A 16,249-nucleotide genomic window follows, 5' to 3' on the forward strand; every position below is an offset into this window, starting at 1 on the left:
CCGCCGACTAGCCCAACACGACCAGTTCGGGCCCGGGATGCCCCAGGAACCGGTCATGGGAGATCTCCCAGCCGTACGCGCCGGCATTCGCGAACACCAGACGATCCCCGACGGCGATCGACGGCACGCGCCCACCTCCGTTGAGCACATCCCTGGGCGTGCACAGCTCACCGCACACGCGCACGTCCACATCGGTCCACACCCGGTCCTCGCGCGGGCCGGGGACGACGCGGAACGGATGCGAATACCCCCACGCGGCCGGGAGCCGGAAGTGGTGGGTGCCGCCGCGGACGATCGCGAAGGCCCGGCCCTGCACGGTCTTGACGTCGACGACCTCGGCGACGTACCAGCCCGCGGCGGCCGCGAGGTAGCGGCCGGGCTCGAAGACCAGCTCGGCCCCGCCGGTGTCGAGCCCGCGCAGGCCCGCCGCCAGCGCGCCCACGTCGATCACGTCGCCGCGCGGGTCGGCGCCGAGGCCGCCGCCGACGTTGACGTACCGCAGCGGGAAGCGGCCCTCGGCCGCCCCGTGCGCCCAGGCGACCGAGTCGCGCACATGCGCGACGTAGGCTGCGGCGTCCAGGCAGTTCGAGACGGCGTGCAGGTGAAAGCCGACGACGTGCAGGCCCAAGGACAGGGCGAGGTCGGCCGCGTCGGCCGCCGCGGCCGCGTCGATGCCGAACGGGGTCGGCGCCCCGGTCATCTGGTGCGTGCCCGGCAGCGCCCGGCCCCGGTTGACCCGCAAGGCGACCGGACCGGCGAAACCGGCGGCGGCGAGACCGGCGAGCTCGCGCTCGCTCTCGGCGTGGACGAGGAGCGGCACATCGCTCGCCGCGGCGGCCGCGAGGTCACCGGGGGTCTTGGCGGGCCCGGAGAACGCCAGGCGCGCCGCGCCGGCGGCGGTCGCCGCGGCGAGTTCGCCGCCGGAGGCGCATTCGATCCCGTCGGCGCGGCGCGCGGCGGCGGCGAGGACCGCCGGGTTCGCGCAGGCCTTCATCGCGTACAGGATCGTGTGGCCCGCCAGCGCCTCCCGCAAGGACGCGAGGCGGTCGACGAGCGCGGACGGGTCGTAGATCCAGGCGCTCGAAGGCGACGGCAGGGCCCGCACCGCCGCCTCGATGCGTTCGTCGAAGCCGGTCATCGTCGGCCTTTCGCGAGCGGGTTGTCCACGAGGGTCGCGATCTCGCGGCCGGGGTGCAGACGCATGGTCAGCAGGGCCTTCGTCGGCACCCGCGGCGCGAGGTAGGCGTCGCGGTCGGCCGCGGGCAGCGGCAGGGCGGCGATGTGGTCGGCCAGGTCCGACCAGAACCCGGCCGCGTCGAGGCCGCAGTCGCGTTCGAGCGCCGCCGCCAGGGGCGCGAAGTGGTTCTGGAACAGCGTGTACGCCACTTTGGACCGGACCTGGTCCATGCTCGCGGCGTTCACCGGGCTGTCGGCGGGCAGCTCCAGGGGGAACGGCGCGCTCGGGGCGTGGATCCGGGCCCCGCCCAGGTCGCGGGTGACCGGGGTGATCGGCTGCGGGCCCCGGAAGCCCACGAGGCTGTTCTGCAGGTGCGTCTCCAGGCCGATGCCCAGGCGCGCCTTCTCGAGGATCGGCCCCGTCCACAGTCGCGCGTAATCGCGCATCCACCGCCCGGCGTCGCCGGACCAGTCGGCGTACTCGGCCGCCAGGCTCACCCCGGTCACCGGGGAGATCGCCGCCAGCGCGGTCGCCGGGACGCACACGAGCCCGGGGGCGAGGCTCTCGTGCAGCGGGGCGCGGGCGATCGCGGTCAGGTCGCGCGCGCCCGGCAGCCACGCTCCGGCGACGTCCGCGACCAGCGCGTGCCGGTGCTCCTCGCCGGTGGCCGGGTCCATGGAGCGGAGTTTCGCACTGAGCACCGGGGCGAGGAACGCGGTGTTGGGGGAGATGTCGCGGCGGGTGGAGGTGACGTGGATGCCCAGCGCCAGCTTGAGGAATCCGGGGGCGCCGTGCCCGGCGAGGGTGCGGATCGCGGCGGTCGGCCACGCGGGCACGGTCGCCTCCAGCACCGCCAGCCGCCCGGCGGCGAACAGGTCCGCGTACTTCGGGAGGATCCGGTGCTCGAGCTGCCAGGGGTGGACCGGCAGCACGGGGCCGGGCAGGTCGAGTCCGGCGAGCATCGGGTGCTCGCGCAGGTCCGTGCCGGAGCGTGCGAGGACGCCGCCGCGGTCGGCGACGAGACGCACCCGGATCGGCCGGGCGGTCTCCAGGTCGTAGCGTGCGAGGTCGGCCGGTTCCCAGCCCAGGCGGGTGCGCGCGCACGGGTGCAGCTGGTGGCCTTCGGTGGCGAGGGTTTCGAGCAGGCGCGTGGTGGTGTGGGGGTCGCCGGTGCAGGCGGCGACGAGTTCGGCGAGGCTGCCGGCGCCGGCGCGGGCCGCCAGCGCGGCGAAGTGCCGGTTGCGGTTCGCCGCGCGAACCCGGGCGAGGGCCAGGCCTTCGCGCGCGGACCGCAATTCCGCGCGCAGGTGCTCGGGGACGGGCGCGCCGAGGATCGCTTCGAGCGTCGCCACCGGGTCCTCGTCGGCGCCGCCGGGCAGGTCGAGCTGGTTGAACGCGCCGTCGCGGGCGCCTTCGGGCGCGGGGCGTTCGCGGCGGCCGTTGAGGTTCTCGCGCCAGGCGGCGGCGGTGATCTGCGCGGCGAGGTGGCGGTCGTGTCGGTTCACGCCGCGGCCAGCGGGTTGTCGACTGCCGCCCAGAGGTCGTCGGTCGGGCGGTCGGCCAGGCGCATCGCGGTCGTGGCCTTGATCGGCCACGGATCCCGCAGCACCGCCGCGCCGAGCTCCGGTTCGAGGGCGAGGTCGCGGACGGCGTCGGCGACGGTGCGCCACCACCGGCCCGGGTCGGTCCCGGTCCAGGCCGCGAGGGCGTCGACGATCGCGGTGAGCGTGGTCGGGAAGAGCGCGGCGAGGAGCTTCGTCGACCGGGCCCGGGGGTCGGCTTCGGGGAGGTCGCCGATGAGCCCGGGCCACTCGTCGGGCGGGACGCGGACGCCGCCGAAGTCGCGGTAGACCAGCGCGGTGGGTCGGTCGCCGCTGCAGGAGACGAGCGTGTTCTGCCCGTGGGCCTCCAGCGCGACGCCGGTGGCCGCGAGCAGCCGCAGCGGCGCGAGCGCGACGGGGACGAACGCCGCCCACCACGCGTCGAGGTCGTCCCCGGCGAGGCGGGCGGCGACGGGTCGGCCGGTGGCCGGGTCGGGTTCGGCCAGCGCCGCGAGCGGCACGGCCCGCGGGTGGCCGCGCCGGTGCGGTGCGGGGCGGATGATCGCCGCCAAGTGCGGCTGCGGTTCCCCGTCCGGGCCTTCGGCGATCGCCGCCCGCTCGGGCAGCAGCGTGATGCCGTGCGCCGCCGCGGCCGCGTCGAGCCGCCGGGACAGGATCGGGCCGTTGTGGACCGCGGCCTCGGAGACGTGGCGGACCGCCGAGGTCAACTGCAGGTCCACGGCGGTCTTGATCTGGAGGTCGCCCACCGAGACCGTGCGCAGGCTCATCAACGGCGCGGCGCCCTCGCAGACGCGCTGCGGTCCGGTGAGCCCGTACCGCGCGGCCTGCCAGGGATGGACCGGCAGGCGCCCGGAACGGCCGCAGCAGGTCGGCCACTGCGGCGGCTCCCGCAGCGACGCGACCTCGTAGCACCCCAGGTCGAGCCGGGCCCCGTGCTCGGGCGCGTACGCGCGGATCTCCTCGTCGGTGAGCTCGCCGCGGCTGCGCGCCAGCGGATGCGTCGGGTGCCCCAGCAGCACCGCCTGCTCGAACCACACGCTCGGATCCGGATGCGCCGCCGCAGCCGCCGCCCACAGATCCGCCGGGTGCGGCCGCGCCGCCTCCAACGCCAGCGCGGTCCCGCGCACCGCCGCAGCGATCTCCTCAGCGAACCGCGCGGCGTGCGGCGACCCCGCGGCCACGTTGGCGGCCACCTCGACCGCGGTGCGCCCGGTCGCCTCGCCCGGCAGCGGCTCGATCGCGGCGGCGGCGCGCAGACGTGCGGCGACGATCGCGTCGGCGCGGGCGGTGGCGGCGTTCATGGCCTGCACTGTACTGGCGGCTCACGCCGCTGTGGAGGGTGCCGTTGCTCACCGAACGCACGCTCACGCCGCGGCACGGGCGCTCTCAGGCCCGGACCACCGGGGCCCGGTCGCCGGAGGGCTGGGGCGGCACCGTCGCCAGGCGCATCCGCAGCGCCTGGAGCACCGGCAGGTCGTAGACCGCGCCGCCCGCGGCCAGCCACAGGCCGATGTCGGCGGCGGCCTGGCTCACGGCCACGTCGTGCACCGCGGCGGTCTCGCCCGCGCGGGCGGTCTCGGGCAGGGTCGGCCACAGCACCCAGCCCTGCACGGTCGCGTCCGGCAGCGCCTCGTCGAGGGCCCTGACCGCCTCGGGCAGGTTCACCGAGTCCACGTCGGCGTTGTCGCGCCCGACCGGCGCGCACAGCAGCGCGATCCGGTCGCCGCAGACGATCGCGTGCGGCACGCGCGTGTCCGGCTCGGCCGGGAGCGCCACGAACAGCCGGGCCGCGGGCAGGTTCGACAGGACCTCCCGCAGGAGCTTCCCGGTGGCCCGGTCGGCCTTCGGGCGCGTCCCGGCGGGCCCGAACGCGTTGAACTGCCGCAGCGCCCCGCCCACGGAGCGGCGCAGCGCCAGCGTGTACCGCAGCCGCTTGACCGTCCACGCCAGGGCCGCGCCGGTGAGCACGTACACCCCCAGCGCCCAGCCCCACGGCGTGCTGAGCCCGGCGAGCCACACCACGGCGGCGGCGACCAGGAACGCCAGGACCAGCCGCCCGGTGGGCGCGTTCGGGGAGGTCTCGGGGCGCCGGCGGAAGGCCCGGCTGGTCTGGACGAACACGATCATGGCGATCGCGAGCGTGACCGGGATGGCCAGGGCCAGGAACAGCCAGCTGTCGGAGGCCAGCGCCTGCCCGAGGTAGCCCAGGCCGCAGAAGACCCAGACGGCGGCCAGGATCGCGCTGGCGGCGCCGGCGATCCAGCTGGAGGGCCGGTAGACGGGCCTGGCGAGGCGCAGTCGGGCGTGCCAGGGGACGGCGACGAGGGCGCCTTCGGCGGGGAAGCCCTGGGCGGCGGGCGGCGGCGTGGGGGCGACGTTCCAGCCGCGGACTTTGCGGTGGGCGGGTTTGGCGGCGGCCTTGCCGTAGCGGCGGGCGGCGCGGCGCCCGAAGCGCAGCAGATCGTATTCGCGGCGCCGCCCGGGGTGGGAGAGGGTCTCCCAGGCGCCTTGGACGAGGTGGAACTCGGCCTCGTCGCCGCCCTTGTCGGGATGGGTCTCGCGCAGCCGGCGGCGGTAGGCGGCTTGGATCTCGGCTTTCGGGGCCTGCGGGCTCACCCCGAGGACGCGGTAGTGGTCTGGTTCGTTCACCACGCGGCTCCCGGTCGGTCGTGCGGGGACGGGCCGGCGCTCGGCGAGGGGGATCGGGCGCAGGGCCGACGGTAATGCAGCCAATCTACCGCCGCTTCGCCGGTTCGGGTGTCGCCAGGTCCGACATTTTCGCTTCGGGGTGATTCGCCCGGCCGCTGCTCGGGGTCATTCGACGGCGACGGTGACACTGTGGAGGCCGGTGGCGCCGTCGGGGGCGACACCCTGCACTTCGCTGGTCTGCACGTTCCCGTCGCCGTCGGTGGCGCGGACGGTGAGTCGGTGTTCGCCTGGCGCGGCGTCCCATTCGAAGCGCCATTGCCGCCATGTGTCGGTGGTGGCGACATCGGACAGTGCGCACAACTGCCATTCGCGATTGTCTATTTGTAGTTCGACGGCGGCGATGCCGCGGTGCTGGGCCCAGGCGACGCCGGCGACGACGACGGTTCCGGCGGTGGATCGCGAACGGGGCGTGTCGATCCGGGAGGCGGTCTTGACGGGCCGCGGGGTGGACCAGCCGCGGGTGATCCAGTAGGCGTCGTAGGCGTCGAAGGTGGTCAGTTCGAGTTCGGTGAGCCATTTGGTGGCCGAGACGTACCCGTAGAGGCCGGGGACGACCAGGCGGGCGGGCCAGCCGTGGTCGACCGGGAGGGGGCGGCCGTTCATGCCGAGGGCGATCATGGCGTCGCGGCCGTCGAAGACGAGGTCGGCGGGGGACCCGGCGGTCCAGCCGTCGTCGGATCGGGAGACGAGCTGGTCGGCGGCGGGGTCGGGGCCGGCTTCGGCGAGGAGGTCGGCGAGGGAGACGCCGAGCCAGCGGGCGTTGCCGACGAGGTCGCCGCCGACCCGGTTGGAGACGCAGCACAGGGTGATGTCGCGTTCGATGAGTTCGCGGCCCAGCAGGTCGTCGAAGGTGAAGGTCAGTTCGCGGTCGACCATGCCGTGGACGCGCAGGCGCCAGGCGTCCACGTCGATGCGGGGGACGGTGATGGCGGTGTCGATGCGGTAGAAGTCGCGGTTGGGCGTCCGGTAGGGCGCGAGGCCCTGGACGTCGAAGTCGGCGACCGGTCCCGGTTCGACGGCGGGGACGTCGGGGGCGGGCAGGTCGAGGGATTCGCGGTCGGCCTCGATCGCGGCCGGGCCCACGCGCGCGGCCCACCACGAGGCGCCGACGGCGGCGGCCGCGACGGCGGCGGCGCCCCAGAGGAAGCCGCGCCGCCCGGTGACGGTGGCGGCGCGGCCCCGGCGGTCCCACCAGACCAGCCCCAGTGCCGCGAGGGCGGCGGCGAGGATCGAGGGGACGGCGGCGGCCGCGCCGAGGCCGGGCCGGGTGACCGCGGCGGCGGTCCCGATGGCGGCGCAGGCCGCGAACACGCCGACGCCCCGACCGGGGTGCCGGCGCCAGGCGAGGCCGGCGAGCGCGCCGACCGCGGCCAGCCCGATGGCGAGGCCGGCGACCAGGAGCGGTTTGTCGGCGGTGCCGAACGTGTCGATGGCCCAGCGGGTGAACCCGGCGGGAGAGCGGGCGACGACGAGGTCGCTCAGGGCCGAGAGGGGCGCGGACCGCGGTTCGGTCGCGGCCGCGGCGAGGTGGCCCAGTGCCAGGCCGGCGAGGGCCGCGACGGTGCCGGCGGCAGCCCAGGCGCGCGGGCTCGCGGGGTGCGCAGTGTTCACCCCTCCATGATCGCGCGCACGAGGCCGCGCGCCGCGGATCGGTGCTTACGTTCTGCTGAACAAGCGGCCGCGGCGACCTCGGGAAGGGGTCTCGTCGCGCCGCCGCCTCCGGCGAACGGCCCCGTGCACTCGAAGCCCGCGGTGTTCCCGGTCGCCGGCCGCCGCCGGAGCGCCGAACGAGCCCGCGCCGCGATCACCGCGAAGCGAACGGCCCCGCGCCGATGTCGCGGGGCCGTTCGCTGTCTGGCTGCGGTCGGCGGCTGCCGGGCCCACCGACGCCGCGGTCTAGCCCTGCCAGAACCGCGACAGGGCCTGCGCGGCGGGGTCGTCGATGTCGGCGAGGGCGTACTCGGAGGCCTCGACGGAGTTCACCCACGGCTCGGCCTCGGCGTGGCCCAGCACGTCGAGGTCCACCCACGGGTAGCCGTCGACCGGCTCGGGCACGTCCAGGTCCAGTTCGGGCGGGAACCCGGGCGGGTTGTCGGCCTCGTCGAGGACGAGGTCCTCGTAGGTCGCGGCGTACGCCGTCTCGTCCCCGCCCGGCTCGGTTTCGGCCTCGTCCTCGAAACCGTCGGCGTCGTCGTATTCGGCGTCGACGGTGAAGTCCTCGTCGAGCTCGCCGCCCTCGAAGCCGTCGACCTCGCCGTCGGCGAACGCGAACGAGTCGAGGTCGTCGCCGTCCTCCTCGTCGTCGAAGTCGTCCAGGTCCGGGGCCTCGGGGTCGTCGTCGAGGTCGTCGGCGTCGAAGTCGGCGTTCGATTCGGGATCGAACGGTTCGAACTCATCCATCACGCTTCCTCCTCGCCTGGGACGAGGGTGCGCGCCTTGGCCAGCACCTCGTCGAGCTGTTTGACCTTCTGGGCCATGGAGTCGCGGCGCTGCTTGAGCGCGGCCTGCTTCTTGGCCCGGGCGGCCTGGTCGGCCTTGGCGGCGTTCTCGGCGGCCGAGATGCGCGCGTCGAACTCGGCGGCGCGCCGCTCCAGGGCGTCGTCCAGGGTCGAGTTGAAGACGAACTCCACTTCGGTGAACCGGAAGCTGATCTCCTCGTTGAGGTTCGCCCGCGCTTCGGCGATGATCCGCTGGATCCACTGTTTCGCGGCCTGCCGGTTGCCTTGGATCTTGCGGCGGTACAGCAGGAACGCGGCGGCGGCGAGGCCGACGCCGACGCCCGAGGCCGACAGGGCGACCGCGCCGATGCCGGTGAGCGCCCCGAGGCCGACCGCGCCGGCGCCCATGGTCACCACGCGCCCGGCCATCATCGCCACACCCGCGGAGGACGCCACGAGCAGCGCCCCGTCGGTGTTGGCGTCGCGGCGGGCCCGCCCGGAGGCGGCGGTGCGCAGTCCCGCGGAGATCGAGTTGGTGGCCTGGCGCAGTTCGTCGTCGTTGAACACCTGCCGCAGGACGCGTTCGGCCAGGAGCACGAACCGCTGGTGCAGCTCGCCCGACAGGCGCGCGGCGATGCCCTGCAGGGCGATGTCGACGCGCTGCGGCAGCGATTCGAGCGCGGCCTTGTTGGCCTTCTCGACCTCGTCGAGCAGGGCCTCTTCGAGTTCCTGCAGGTGCGTGCGCAGGCGGCCCTGGACTTCGATCTTGGCGCGCTGGGTCTCCACGCGCAGGGCGAGGTTCGCCTTCTTCGTCTCGGTGCGGCGCAGCGCCAGGGCCTGCTTCTTCTCCTCCTTGAGCCGGTTGGCGGCCTCGGGGTCGGGGTCGTAGGCCTTCATGTCCTCGGCCGCGGAGACGGCCAGGCGCTGGAACTCGGTGCGCACGGCCCGGACGACGTTGGCGGCGACCAGGGCCTTCCCGGCGGTGGCGACCTTGACCAGGGCCCGCTGCATCCGGCCGATCCCCGACTCCTTCGCCAGGGCCTGGCGGGTGGGGCCGGTGGAGGCGAGCGCGTGCTCGGCGAGCATCGCCGAGACCGGGTAGTGCGGTGCGTGGCGGAAGCGCGGGGCGTGCGCCTCGATCAGGGACCGGTTCTCCTCCATGATCGTGCGCCACCCGGGGTAGGTGTCGGTCTTGGTGAGGGCGAAGACGACGAAGTTGACGCGCTTGGACGCCTCGGAGAGGAAGTCCAGTTCGGTCTTGGCCATGGGGCTGGAGGCGTCGGTGACCATGATGAGGCAGGTGGCGCGGCCGACCGCCTCGAGCGCGATCTGCGCGTGGTCGGGGTCGAGGCCGCCGGTGCCGGGGGTGTCGACCACGGACATGTGCTTGAGCAGCGCCGACGGGTGCCCCACCAGCATGCGCCGCGGCGGCACCATCCCGGGCGGCATGGTGCCCAGGCGGGTCGCCCAGTTGCGCAGGTCGCCCACGCCCAGGAGCATCGGGTCGGCGGCGCCGGGCTGCCAGGCGCGCACCGAGGCCTGCTCGGCGTACGCGAACTCCAGGTAGGCGGTGGTCGCGACCTGCGCGTCCACCGGCGACAGGCCCGGCATGCCCAGCAGAGCGTTGACGAGGGAGGACTTGCCGCGCTTGGTCTCGCCGACGACGACGGCGACGGGCTTCTCGGGCTGCCAGCGGGCGACTTCGTCGACTTCGGCGGCGGCCTTGGCGTCGACGGTCCGCAGCGAGGCGTTGCCGGCCTTGGCGGCCTTGACGCACAGCTTGTGGATCTGCGCGGCCGGGTTCGGCTTCGGGGCGGCCTTCTTCGCGGGCGCCGGCTTCGCGGCGGGCGGGGACGCGGGAGCGGTGGTGTCGGTCATGCCCGCACCTGCCCGCGGTAGACGGTGACGATCGGGTGGCGCAGGAGGCGGCCGCGGTCGGTGTACCCGGGGGTCTCGGTGCGGGCGATGATGCCGTCCTCGGCGGGGGATCCGGCGGCGATGACCGACCCCGCCTCGTGCACGGACGGGTCGAACCGCTGCCCCGTGGCGTCCACTTGGGACACGCCGACGCGGGCGAACGCGCCGTCCAGGTGCTGCGCCAGCGCCGGGGAGGTGGCGCGGTCGCGCATCCAGATGCACGCGTCGACCAGGACGGTCCGGTCGGCCATGACCTGCGCGGCGCGGGCCGGCTCGGTCAGCTGCCCCACCGGGATCGGCCCCGTGCCGGGCCCGGGGGCAGGCGTGAGCGGGGGGACCGCCGGCGACCGGGGCGCCTGCGGTGCGATCGACCGTCCGGTCAGGACGGCGACGACGGCGGTTATGACGACCGACCCGGCCGCGACGGCCAGGGTCACCGGATCGAACCCGCCGGTGAGGAACACCGCGCCAAGGGCGGCGGCGGCGAGGCCCACCAAGGCCCCCACCAGCGGTCCGCCGAGTCGAATCGTCACAATGCTCTCCTCATGTCTAGCCGAGTCTCTGGGCGAGTAGATGGAAACCACGATGCACCACGTTCGCCACCCGGGCCTGGGCCGGTGTGGCCCCGCCGTTGGCGAAGGCCCGCCAGCGCGCGGCCGCCTCGATGGCGGCGCGGCGCAGCTGCGGCCGGGGGGCGTCGGGCATGCCGAGGACGACGCCGGCGTCGTCGGTCAGGGCCAGGCGGGCCACTTCGGCCTCCATGGCCTCGGGCAGGGCGACCTGCCCGGTCGTGACCTGGGCGGCGGCCTCCAGCAGCGGCAGGCGGTGGTATTCGGGGCGGGCCACGATCGACTCGACCGCGCCGCGCAGCAGGTCCCGGTCGGCGGCGGGCCCGGAGGCGGCGGCCGCGTCGAGCCGCGCCAGCGCCCACCCGGCCTTGATGACGTCCGCGCGGACCCCGAAGATCTGGTGCAGCGTCGTGCGCAGCCGCGGGAACCCCGAGGCCGCGAACAGCAACCGCACCAGCTCGCCCGTCGCCAGGTGCGGGTTGGCGCTCAGATGGGCGATGGCGAAGTGGATGCCGTACAGGTCCAGCCGCTCCAGCAGCCGCTGCCGCTGCTGCCGGTCGACCGGGCCCTCGGTGTTCAAGAACAGGCCCGCGGAGGCGAGCATGAGCGCCCGCTTGTCCTCGTCCAGGCCCGCGAGCGTGCGCAGCGCCTCGCAGTCGGCGGCGGTCAGGAGCCCGGCCTCGGCGGTCTCGGCCAGCAGCCCCACGACCGGCACGACGTCGCAGACGGTGCGGCGCAGGATCGCGCCCTGGTCGGCCGCGATCGGCCCGGCCACCGGCCACGGGTCCTGACCGGGCCCGGGCGCGAGCTTGTCGGCCTTGTTGTACAGCCCCAACGCGTTCATCGGCGACGACGACAGCTGCTGCGACGCCTTCGCGAACGCCTCCAACGCCTCCACGTCGTCGGCGCGGACCTGCTGGGTGAACACGTAGATGATCGCCTCGGCCGATTCGACCGCGGCGCGCGAGTCGTCGTCGACGTCCTCGGCGATCGGCGCGGCGAACAGCATCTCGCGGGCCGCATCGGAGATCTCGGTGTTCACCGACTGCAGACCCGGCGTGTCGACCACGATCAGATCCCGCAGCCGGTCCGAGGACAGCTGCACGTCGATCATCGCGGCCTCGTCGGCCGGGATCGGCAGCATCGTCGGGATCATCCCGGCCGCGTCGAGCGGGACGGCGTGCTTGGTCCCGTTGCGGGCGATGACGTCGATGCGGTCGGCCGGGCCGTACCGGAACTGCGTCACCACACGGGTGCACTCCCCGGCCGCGGTAGGGGCGACACGCCGGCCGATGAGGGCGTTGACCAGGGTGGACTTGCCGGCCTTGAGCCGGCCGGCGACCGCGACGCGCAGCGGCTGCCCGAGCCGGGACGCCACCTCCTCGACCACGGGACGAGACGCAGGACTGACCTTCGCGGCCAGTTCCTCGCACATGCTCGCCACGCTCGTGGTGAGTTGCCCTGCCACCATAACTGCTGCGTCCGCCCTCTCCGTCGGTTCCTTCGGCGCCGCCGCCGACGACGCCGGTCTGCGGCATCGAAGGTTCCGCAATATCATGAGAGGCGTCGGCGATCCGTCGACAACACGACGATACAAACCGCAGCCGCCTGGCCGCCTCCCCCATTCGTGCCACAGCGTTAGGAGCCCCCTTGGCCGCCCCGCCGCCCAGCCCCGGTCTGGCACCCCGTGCCGCCGCGGCGCCCACCGCCGGCGCCGTCCACGACCGCGACGACGCCCTGCGCGCCATGGCGGGATCGCTGGCGGGCCCGGGCCTGGTGGTCGTCACCGGCCCGCCCGGGAGCGGTCGCACCCGCCTCCTGGAACGCCTCGCGCGCGCCTCCAAGCGCCCCGTCCACCTCGGCGGCGGCCTCGCGACGCTCTCGAGCGCCCCGGCCCTCGCCTTGGAACGCGCCACGCGCGCCCGCATGCCCGCCGACGACCTGCCGCTGCTGGCCGAGGCCGTCTACTCCCGCACCCGCGGGGGCCTGCTCATCATCGACGACCTGCAATGGTGCGACGCCGCCACGCTCGCGGTGCTCCCGGTCCTGGCCGAGCGCCTCCCGGTCGCCGCCGCCCTGCGCACCCCCAACCGCATCGGCGACGACGCCCTGGTCCGCCTCCTCGCCGACGCCACCGTCGTCCCCGTCCCGGACCTGACCGACGCCGAAGCGGCCCGGCTCGTCGCCGACGTCGCCCCCGCGCTCCCGCCGGCCCGGGCCGCCGCGCTCGCCGTCCGCGCCGGCGGCAACCCGCTCGCGCTCACCGCCCTGGCCAAACGCGCCGCCCACACCGAACCCGGCAGCGCCGACCTCGACCTCACCACCCCCGGGGACCCGGCCGCGGCCGCGGCGGCGGCCATCAGCGACCTGCCCCGCGCCGGCCGCACCGCGCTGGCCGCGCTCGGCCTGCTCGGCCGGCCCGCCCACCCCAGCCTCCTCGGGGACGGGGCCGCCGTCCTGGCCGAAGCCGGACTCGCGATCGCCGAAGGCCCCTACCTGCGGGCCGCCAGCCCGTGGATGGCCGAGGTCGCCGCCGGCATCCTCGACCCCGAGGCGCGCCGGCAGATGCACGAACGCCTCGCCGAAGCCACAGTCGGCGTCGAATCGGCCCGCCACGCCCGCGCCGCCGGACTCGACGACCTGGCCCTGCGAGCCGCGCTCGACGCCGCAGCCGCCGCCGACGCCGCCCCCCAGGCCCGCGCCGAAGCGCTCCTGCTCGCCGCCGACCTCGACCCGGTCCACGCCGTCCCCGCCGCCCGCGCGGCGCTCGCGGCCGGCCGCACCCGCGCCGCCCTCGCCGTCCTCGACCACGCCCCCGACACCGACCCCGAGGCCGCCCTCGCGCGCGCCTGGGCGCTCCTGGCCCTCGGCGAGACCGCCCAGGCCCGCACCGCCCTCCACACCGCCCCCGCCGGGCCCGAGACCGACCAGCTGCGGCTGCTGTGCGCCCCGCCCGCCGAACGCGCCGCCCTCGCCGCGGCCCTCCTCACCGCCTACCCCGACCTCGACCACCCCGGGCTCGCCGCGGCCCTGGCCGGCGACGACCCGGACGCGCTCGCGCACGCCGAGGCCCTCGCCCGCGACGCCGGGGACACCACGACCGCCGCCTGGTGCGCGTGGTCGCGGGTCATCGCGCTCGCGGACGCGGCCCGCCTGGTCGAGGCCGAAGCGGTCGCCCACGAGGCGGCCGACCGGGCCGGGGCCGAAGGCGCCTACTCGTGGCAGACGCGGTTCCTCGCCGCCGCCGCGTGGTGCCTGGTGCTGTCGGGCACCGGGCTCGACAACGTCATCGCCGCCGCCCAGTCCCTCGCCGACCACGCGCTCCCGGCGGTCGCGGACACGCTCATCGACGCCGCGATCGCCCTCGCCGAAGCCGACACCGGCGCGCTCGGCGCCGCCCGCGCCCGCTTGGCGCGGCTGCGCGACGCCCCCGCGGCGCTCGAAGGGCTCGTCGCCTGGCTGGAGCACGAGACCGCCTGGCTCGACGGCCAGCCCGGCCCCGAGGCCCCCGAGTCCCGCCCCGGCCTGGTCGGCGGGCTCGCGCACATCACCGGCCGGTGGATCGCCTACGACACCGGCACCGAACCGGTCGCGGCCGACCCGACCCCGTGGCCGGCGCCGGTGGCCTCGACGCTCGCGGCCTGGGACAAGGCCGCGCCGGGCCCGTTCGCGCAGGCCGCGTCCGCCTGGGACGGGCTGGCCGCCCGCGAGCAGGTCCGCTGCCTGCTGGCCCTGGCCGCCCACTCCGGGGACCCGCAGGCCGCCGTCGCCGCCCTCGAGGCGGCCGAGCGGATCGCCGACGAGCACGGCCTCATCGTCCTCGCCGGGCGCGCCCGCCGCGGCCTGCGCAAGCACGACGTGCGCCGCGACCGCCGCTCGGCGCGCGGCGGCGGGGGACTGACCGACCGCGAGAGCGAAGTCCTGCGGCACGTCGCCGCCGGGCATCCCTCACGGCGGATCGCCGAGATCCTCGGGATCACCGCCGAGACCGTGGAGACCCACATCCGCTCCGGCATGCGCAAACTCGGCGCCAAGACCCGCACCGAAGCGGCCGTGCTCCTGACGGCGTCCCTCGAAGGCGGTGAGGCGTGATGGGCGAGCAGGTGCCGCTGCACGTCGTCGCCGCCGCAGGCGACGCGGACGCGATCGTGCGCCGCTGCGCCGCGGCCGGATGGGCCGCCCACCGCGGCTTCGCGCTCCTGGAGCCGGCGTGGGACCTGGCCGAGCGGCGCCTGGTGTGCCACGGGCAGGTCACCGACGACCACACCGCCTCCCAGGCGGTGCACGCGGCCGCCCGCGGGGCGGGCATCGTGGCGGTGGCGACCGGGGCGCTCGCCCTGACGCTGGCGGCGGACCTGCGCCGCGTCGGCCCCCTCGGGCTGACCCCGGGCAAGGCCGAAGCGGCCGACGGCCTCGACCTGGACGCCGAGCAGCGGGCCCTGCTGGGGCGCTTGGCGGCGGGGTCGACGATCGCGGCGGCCGCGGAGGCCGAATTCGTGTCCCTGCGCACGGCCAACCGCCGCATCGCCGCGGCCCGGCAATCCCTCGGCGTCAAGACCACCCGCGAAGCGGTCATGATCTACATCAAGCACGCCCGCGACTAGCGACGCCCGGCAAGGCGCCCGCTGCGAACACCGCGCTCCGGCTGACACGGGGCGGCCTTCGGGTGACAATGGCGCGAGAACCTGGGAACAACGAGCCCTGGAGGGCAGCATGAGCTGGGCACCGGTACTGGTCAGGGGCGACCGTCGCGTGTACGTCGGCCCCGGCGGCGACGTCGTCGAACTCCCGCAGGAGGCCGAGCGGTTCACCACCCGGGAAGACGCCCTCCAGCGCGCCATCGAAGCGCGAGACGAGGAGCAGGCCCGAGGCGGGCACGGCGAGGCGGCGGTCGACGTGGAGGCCGAGGAAGTCGAGTGACCGGGCGGCCTCCGCGAGCCCGGCCCCACCGCCGGGCCACGACGCGCCCGCTCGCGGACACAGCCGGGCCCGGCACGCCTGCGACCAGTCCCTGGCCGGGCGTCCGGGCCCGTCGGCTCCGCTCCTGCGGCGGTTACTTCAGTTCGGCGAGGCGCGCTTCGGCCTCTTCGAGCTGGCGGCGCAGCCGCGAGGCCTCCTCGGCGGCCTCGGAGCGGATCTTCTCGACCACTTCGGACACGACCTCGGCGACCTCGTCGGAACCCGACGCCTGGCACATCGCCAGCGCCGCCGAGTGCGCGACCTTGGCGCCCTTGACGACCGTGCGGGCCCCGCGCGCGGCGGCCACGGTCCACTCGCCGTCCTCATAGCTCAAGGTCACCTGGAGCTCGGGGTGCTTGGCGGCGGCGCGGGGCCGGGCGGCCTTCTTCTTCGGGGCCGGTGCGGGCTCGGCCGCGGGCGGAGTCGCCTCGGGTGCGGTCACGGGTTTCCTTTCGCTGGCAGCGGGTGCGGTCTTGGGCGCGGGTTTCGGCTCGGGGTCCTCGGGCAGCAGCCCGGGCCCGGCGGGCGCGTTCGAGCGCTGCCGGGGCGCGCGCCGCGTCCCCTCGCCGGGGGCGGGCAGGCGCAGTTCGGCGGCCGAGAACGGCAGCTCGTCGGATCCGAAGGCGACGGTCACGAAGTCGTCCACGCCGCGCGGGTCGAGGGCGACGACCTTGCCGGTGCGGCCGGCGACCTGCCCGGCGGCGTCGGTGAACACCACCTTCGGTTTCTTTCCTTGCGCCAACACCGCTTCGAGGTGCGCGACGTCGGCACTCGACAGTGACATCGGGGGCTCCTTCGCAGGTTTCGACAGTAGGGTCTCAGGGGCCGGATGGGACCGGCCGGTGCGTTGCATCCTCCAATACCTACCCCCGGGGTACGACACCACCCCGCGCCGAGACCCCCTGAGCGCACCCGCGC

13 protein-coding genes are annotated in these 16,249 nt (G+C 75.7%); 3 read left to right on the forward strand and 10 right to left on the reverse strand.

Annotation, left to right across the window (positions count from 1 at the left end):
• Positions 1-7: 7 nt before the first annotated feature.
• The 9 genes from K3N28_RS09105 to K3N28_RS09145 all read right to left on the reverse strand — a co-directional run bounded on the left by K3N28_RS09105 (position 8) and on the right by K3N28_RS09145 (position 11,843).
• Entirely contained in the window at positions 8-1,138 is a 1,131-nt protein-coding gene (locus K3N28_RS09105) for a type III PLP-dependent enzyme (protein ID WP_228092180.1), read from the reverse strand.
• Positions 1,135-2,682 carry an IucA/IucC family protein gene (locus K3N28_RS09110; protein WP_228092181.1) on the reverse strand — a complete coding sequence of 516 codons (1,548 nt, stop codon included), beginning with the start codon at positions 2,680-2,682 and terminating at the stop codon, positions 1,135-1,137. The genes K3N28_RS09105 and K3N28_RS09110 overlap by 4 nt, the downstream gene beginning before the upstream one ends.
• Complete coding sequence (locus K3N28_RS09115; RefSeq protein ID WP_228092182.1) at positions 2,679-4,040, reverse strand: IucA/IucC family protein; 1,362 nt, start codon at positions 4,038-4,040, stop codon at positions 2,679-2,681. The genes K3N28_RS09110 and K3N28_RS09115 overlap by 4 nt, the downstream gene beginning before the upstream one ends.
• An 85-nt stretch (positions 4,041-4,125) precedes the next feature.
• Positions 4,126-5,388 (reverse strand): DnaJ domain-containing protein, encoded by a 1,263-nt coding sequence (locus K3N28_RS09120; protein WP_228092183.1) that lies wholly within the window; start codon positions 5,386-5,388, stop codon positions 4,126-4,128.
• Between the two features lie 165 nt (positions 5,389-5,553).
• Entirely contained in the window at positions 5,554-7,059 is a 1,506-nt protein-coding gene (locus K3N28_RS09125; protein WP_228092184.1) for a molybdopterin-dependent oxidoreductase, read from the reverse strand.
• Positions 7,060-7,344: 285 nt separating this feature from the next.
• Positions 7,345-7,848 (reverse strand): hypothetical protein, encoded by a 504-nt coding sequence (locus tag K3N28_RS09130; RefSeq protein WP_228092185.1) that lies wholly within the window; start codon positions 7,846-7,848, stop codon positions 7,345-7,347.
• Positions 7,848-9,764: a dynamin family protein gene (locus tag K3N28_RS09135; RefSeq protein ID WP_228092186.1), complete on the reverse strand. Its 1,917-nt coding sequence runs from the start codon at positions 9,762-9,764 to the stop codon at positions 7,848-7,850. Before K3N28_RS09135 ends, K3N28_RS09130 begins: the two co-directional genes overlap by 1 nt.
• Entirely contained in the window at positions 9,761-10,336 is a 576-nt protein-coding gene (locus tag K3N28_RS09140; protein WP_228092187.1) for a nucleotide exchange factor GrpE, read from the reverse strand. Before K3N28_RS09140 ends, K3N28_RS09135 begins: the two co-directional genes overlap by 4 nt.
• A 16-nt stretch (positions 10,337-10,352) precedes the next feature.
• Positions 10,353-11,843 (reverse strand): dynamin family protein, encoded by a 1,491-nt coding sequence (locus K3N28_RS09145; protein ID WP_228092188.1) that lies wholly within the window; start codon positions 11,841-11,843, stop codon positions 10,353-10,355.
• Positions 11,844-12,022: 179 nt separating this feature from the next.
• On the opposite strand from K3N28_RS09145, the gene K3N28_RS09150 reads away from it, so the two are divergent.
• The 3 genes from K3N28_RS09150 (at position 12,023) to K3N28_RS09160 (ending at position 15,292) form a co-directional block, all read left to right on the forward strand.
• Complete coding sequence (locus tag K3N28_RS09150; protein ID WP_228092189.1) at positions 12,023-14,464, forward strand: LuxR C-terminal-related transcriptional regulator; 2,442 nt, start codon at positions 12,023-12,025, stop codon at positions 14,462-14,464.
• On the forward strand, positions 14,464-14,976 hold the full coding sequence (locus K3N28_RS09155; protein ID WP_228092449.1) for a LuxR family transcriptional regulator: 513 nt from the start codon (positions 14,464-14,466) through the stop codon (positions 14,974-14,976). The genes K3N28_RS09150 and K3N28_RS09155 overlap by 1 nt, the downstream gene beginning before the upstream one ends.
• A gap of 109 nt (positions 14,977-15,085) precedes the next feature.
• Positions 15,086-15,292 (forward strand): hypothetical protein, encoded by a 207-nt coding sequence (locus K3N28_RS09160; protein WP_228092190.1) that lies wholly within the window; start codon positions 15,086-15,088, stop codon positions 15,290-15,292.
• A gap of 133 nt (positions 15,293-15,425) precedes the next feature.
• Here K3N28_RS09160 and K3N28_RS09165 read toward each other — a convergent pair whose 3' ends face one another.
• Positions 15,426-16,115 carry a hypothetical protein gene (locus K3N28_RS09165; protein WP_228092191.1) on the reverse strand — a complete coding sequence of 230 codons (690 nt, stop codon included), beginning with the start codon at positions 16,113-16,115 and terminating at the stop codon, positions 15,426-15,428.
• Positions 16,116-16,249: the final 134 nt, after the last annotated feature.

It is taken from the genome of Glycomyces sp. TRM65418 (genome assembly GCF_019710475.1).
Taxonomy (GTDB): Bacteria; Actinomycetota; Actinomycetes; order Mycobacteriales; family Micromonosporaceae; genus Glycomyces.

What these genes read in the sequence shown, in the direction of transcription:
- K3N28_RS09145 (WP_228092188.1), bottom strand. Translation starts at nt 11,843, where the DNA reads ATGGTGGCAGGGCAACTCACCACGAGCGTGGCGAGCATGTGCGAGGAA.
- K3N28_RS09155 (WP_228092449.1), top strand. Translation starts at nt 14,464, where the DNA reads ATGGGCGAGCAGGTGCCGCTGCACGTCGTCGCCGCCGCAGGCGACGCG.
- K3N28_RS09105 (WP_228092180.1), bottom strand. Translation starts at nt 1,138, where the DNA reads ATGACCGGCTTCGACGAACGCATCGAGGCGGCGGTGCGGGCCCTGCCG.
- K3N28_RS09165 (WP_228092191.1), bottom strand. Translation starts at nt 16,115, where the DNA reads ATGTCACTGTCGAGTGCCGACGTCGCGCACCTCGAAGCGGTGTTGGCG.
- K3N28_RS09130 (WP_228092185.1), bottom strand. Translation starts at nt 7,848, where the DNA reads ATGGATGAGTTCGAACCGTTCGATCCCGAATCGAACGCCGACTTCGAC.
- K3N28_RS09135 (WP_228092186.1), bottom strand. Translation starts at nt 9,764, where the DNA reads ATGACCGACACCACCGCTCCCGCGTCCCCGCCCGCCGCGAAGCCGGCG.
- K3N28_RS09115 (WP_228092182.1), bottom strand. Translation starts at nt 4,040, where the DNA reads ATGAACGCCGCCACCGCCCGCGCCGACGCGATCGTCGCCGCACGTCTG.
- K3N28_RS09160 (WP_228092190.1), top strand. Translation starts at nt 15,086, where the DNA reads ATGAGCTGGGCACCGGTACTGGTCAGGGGCGACCGTCGCGTGTACGTC.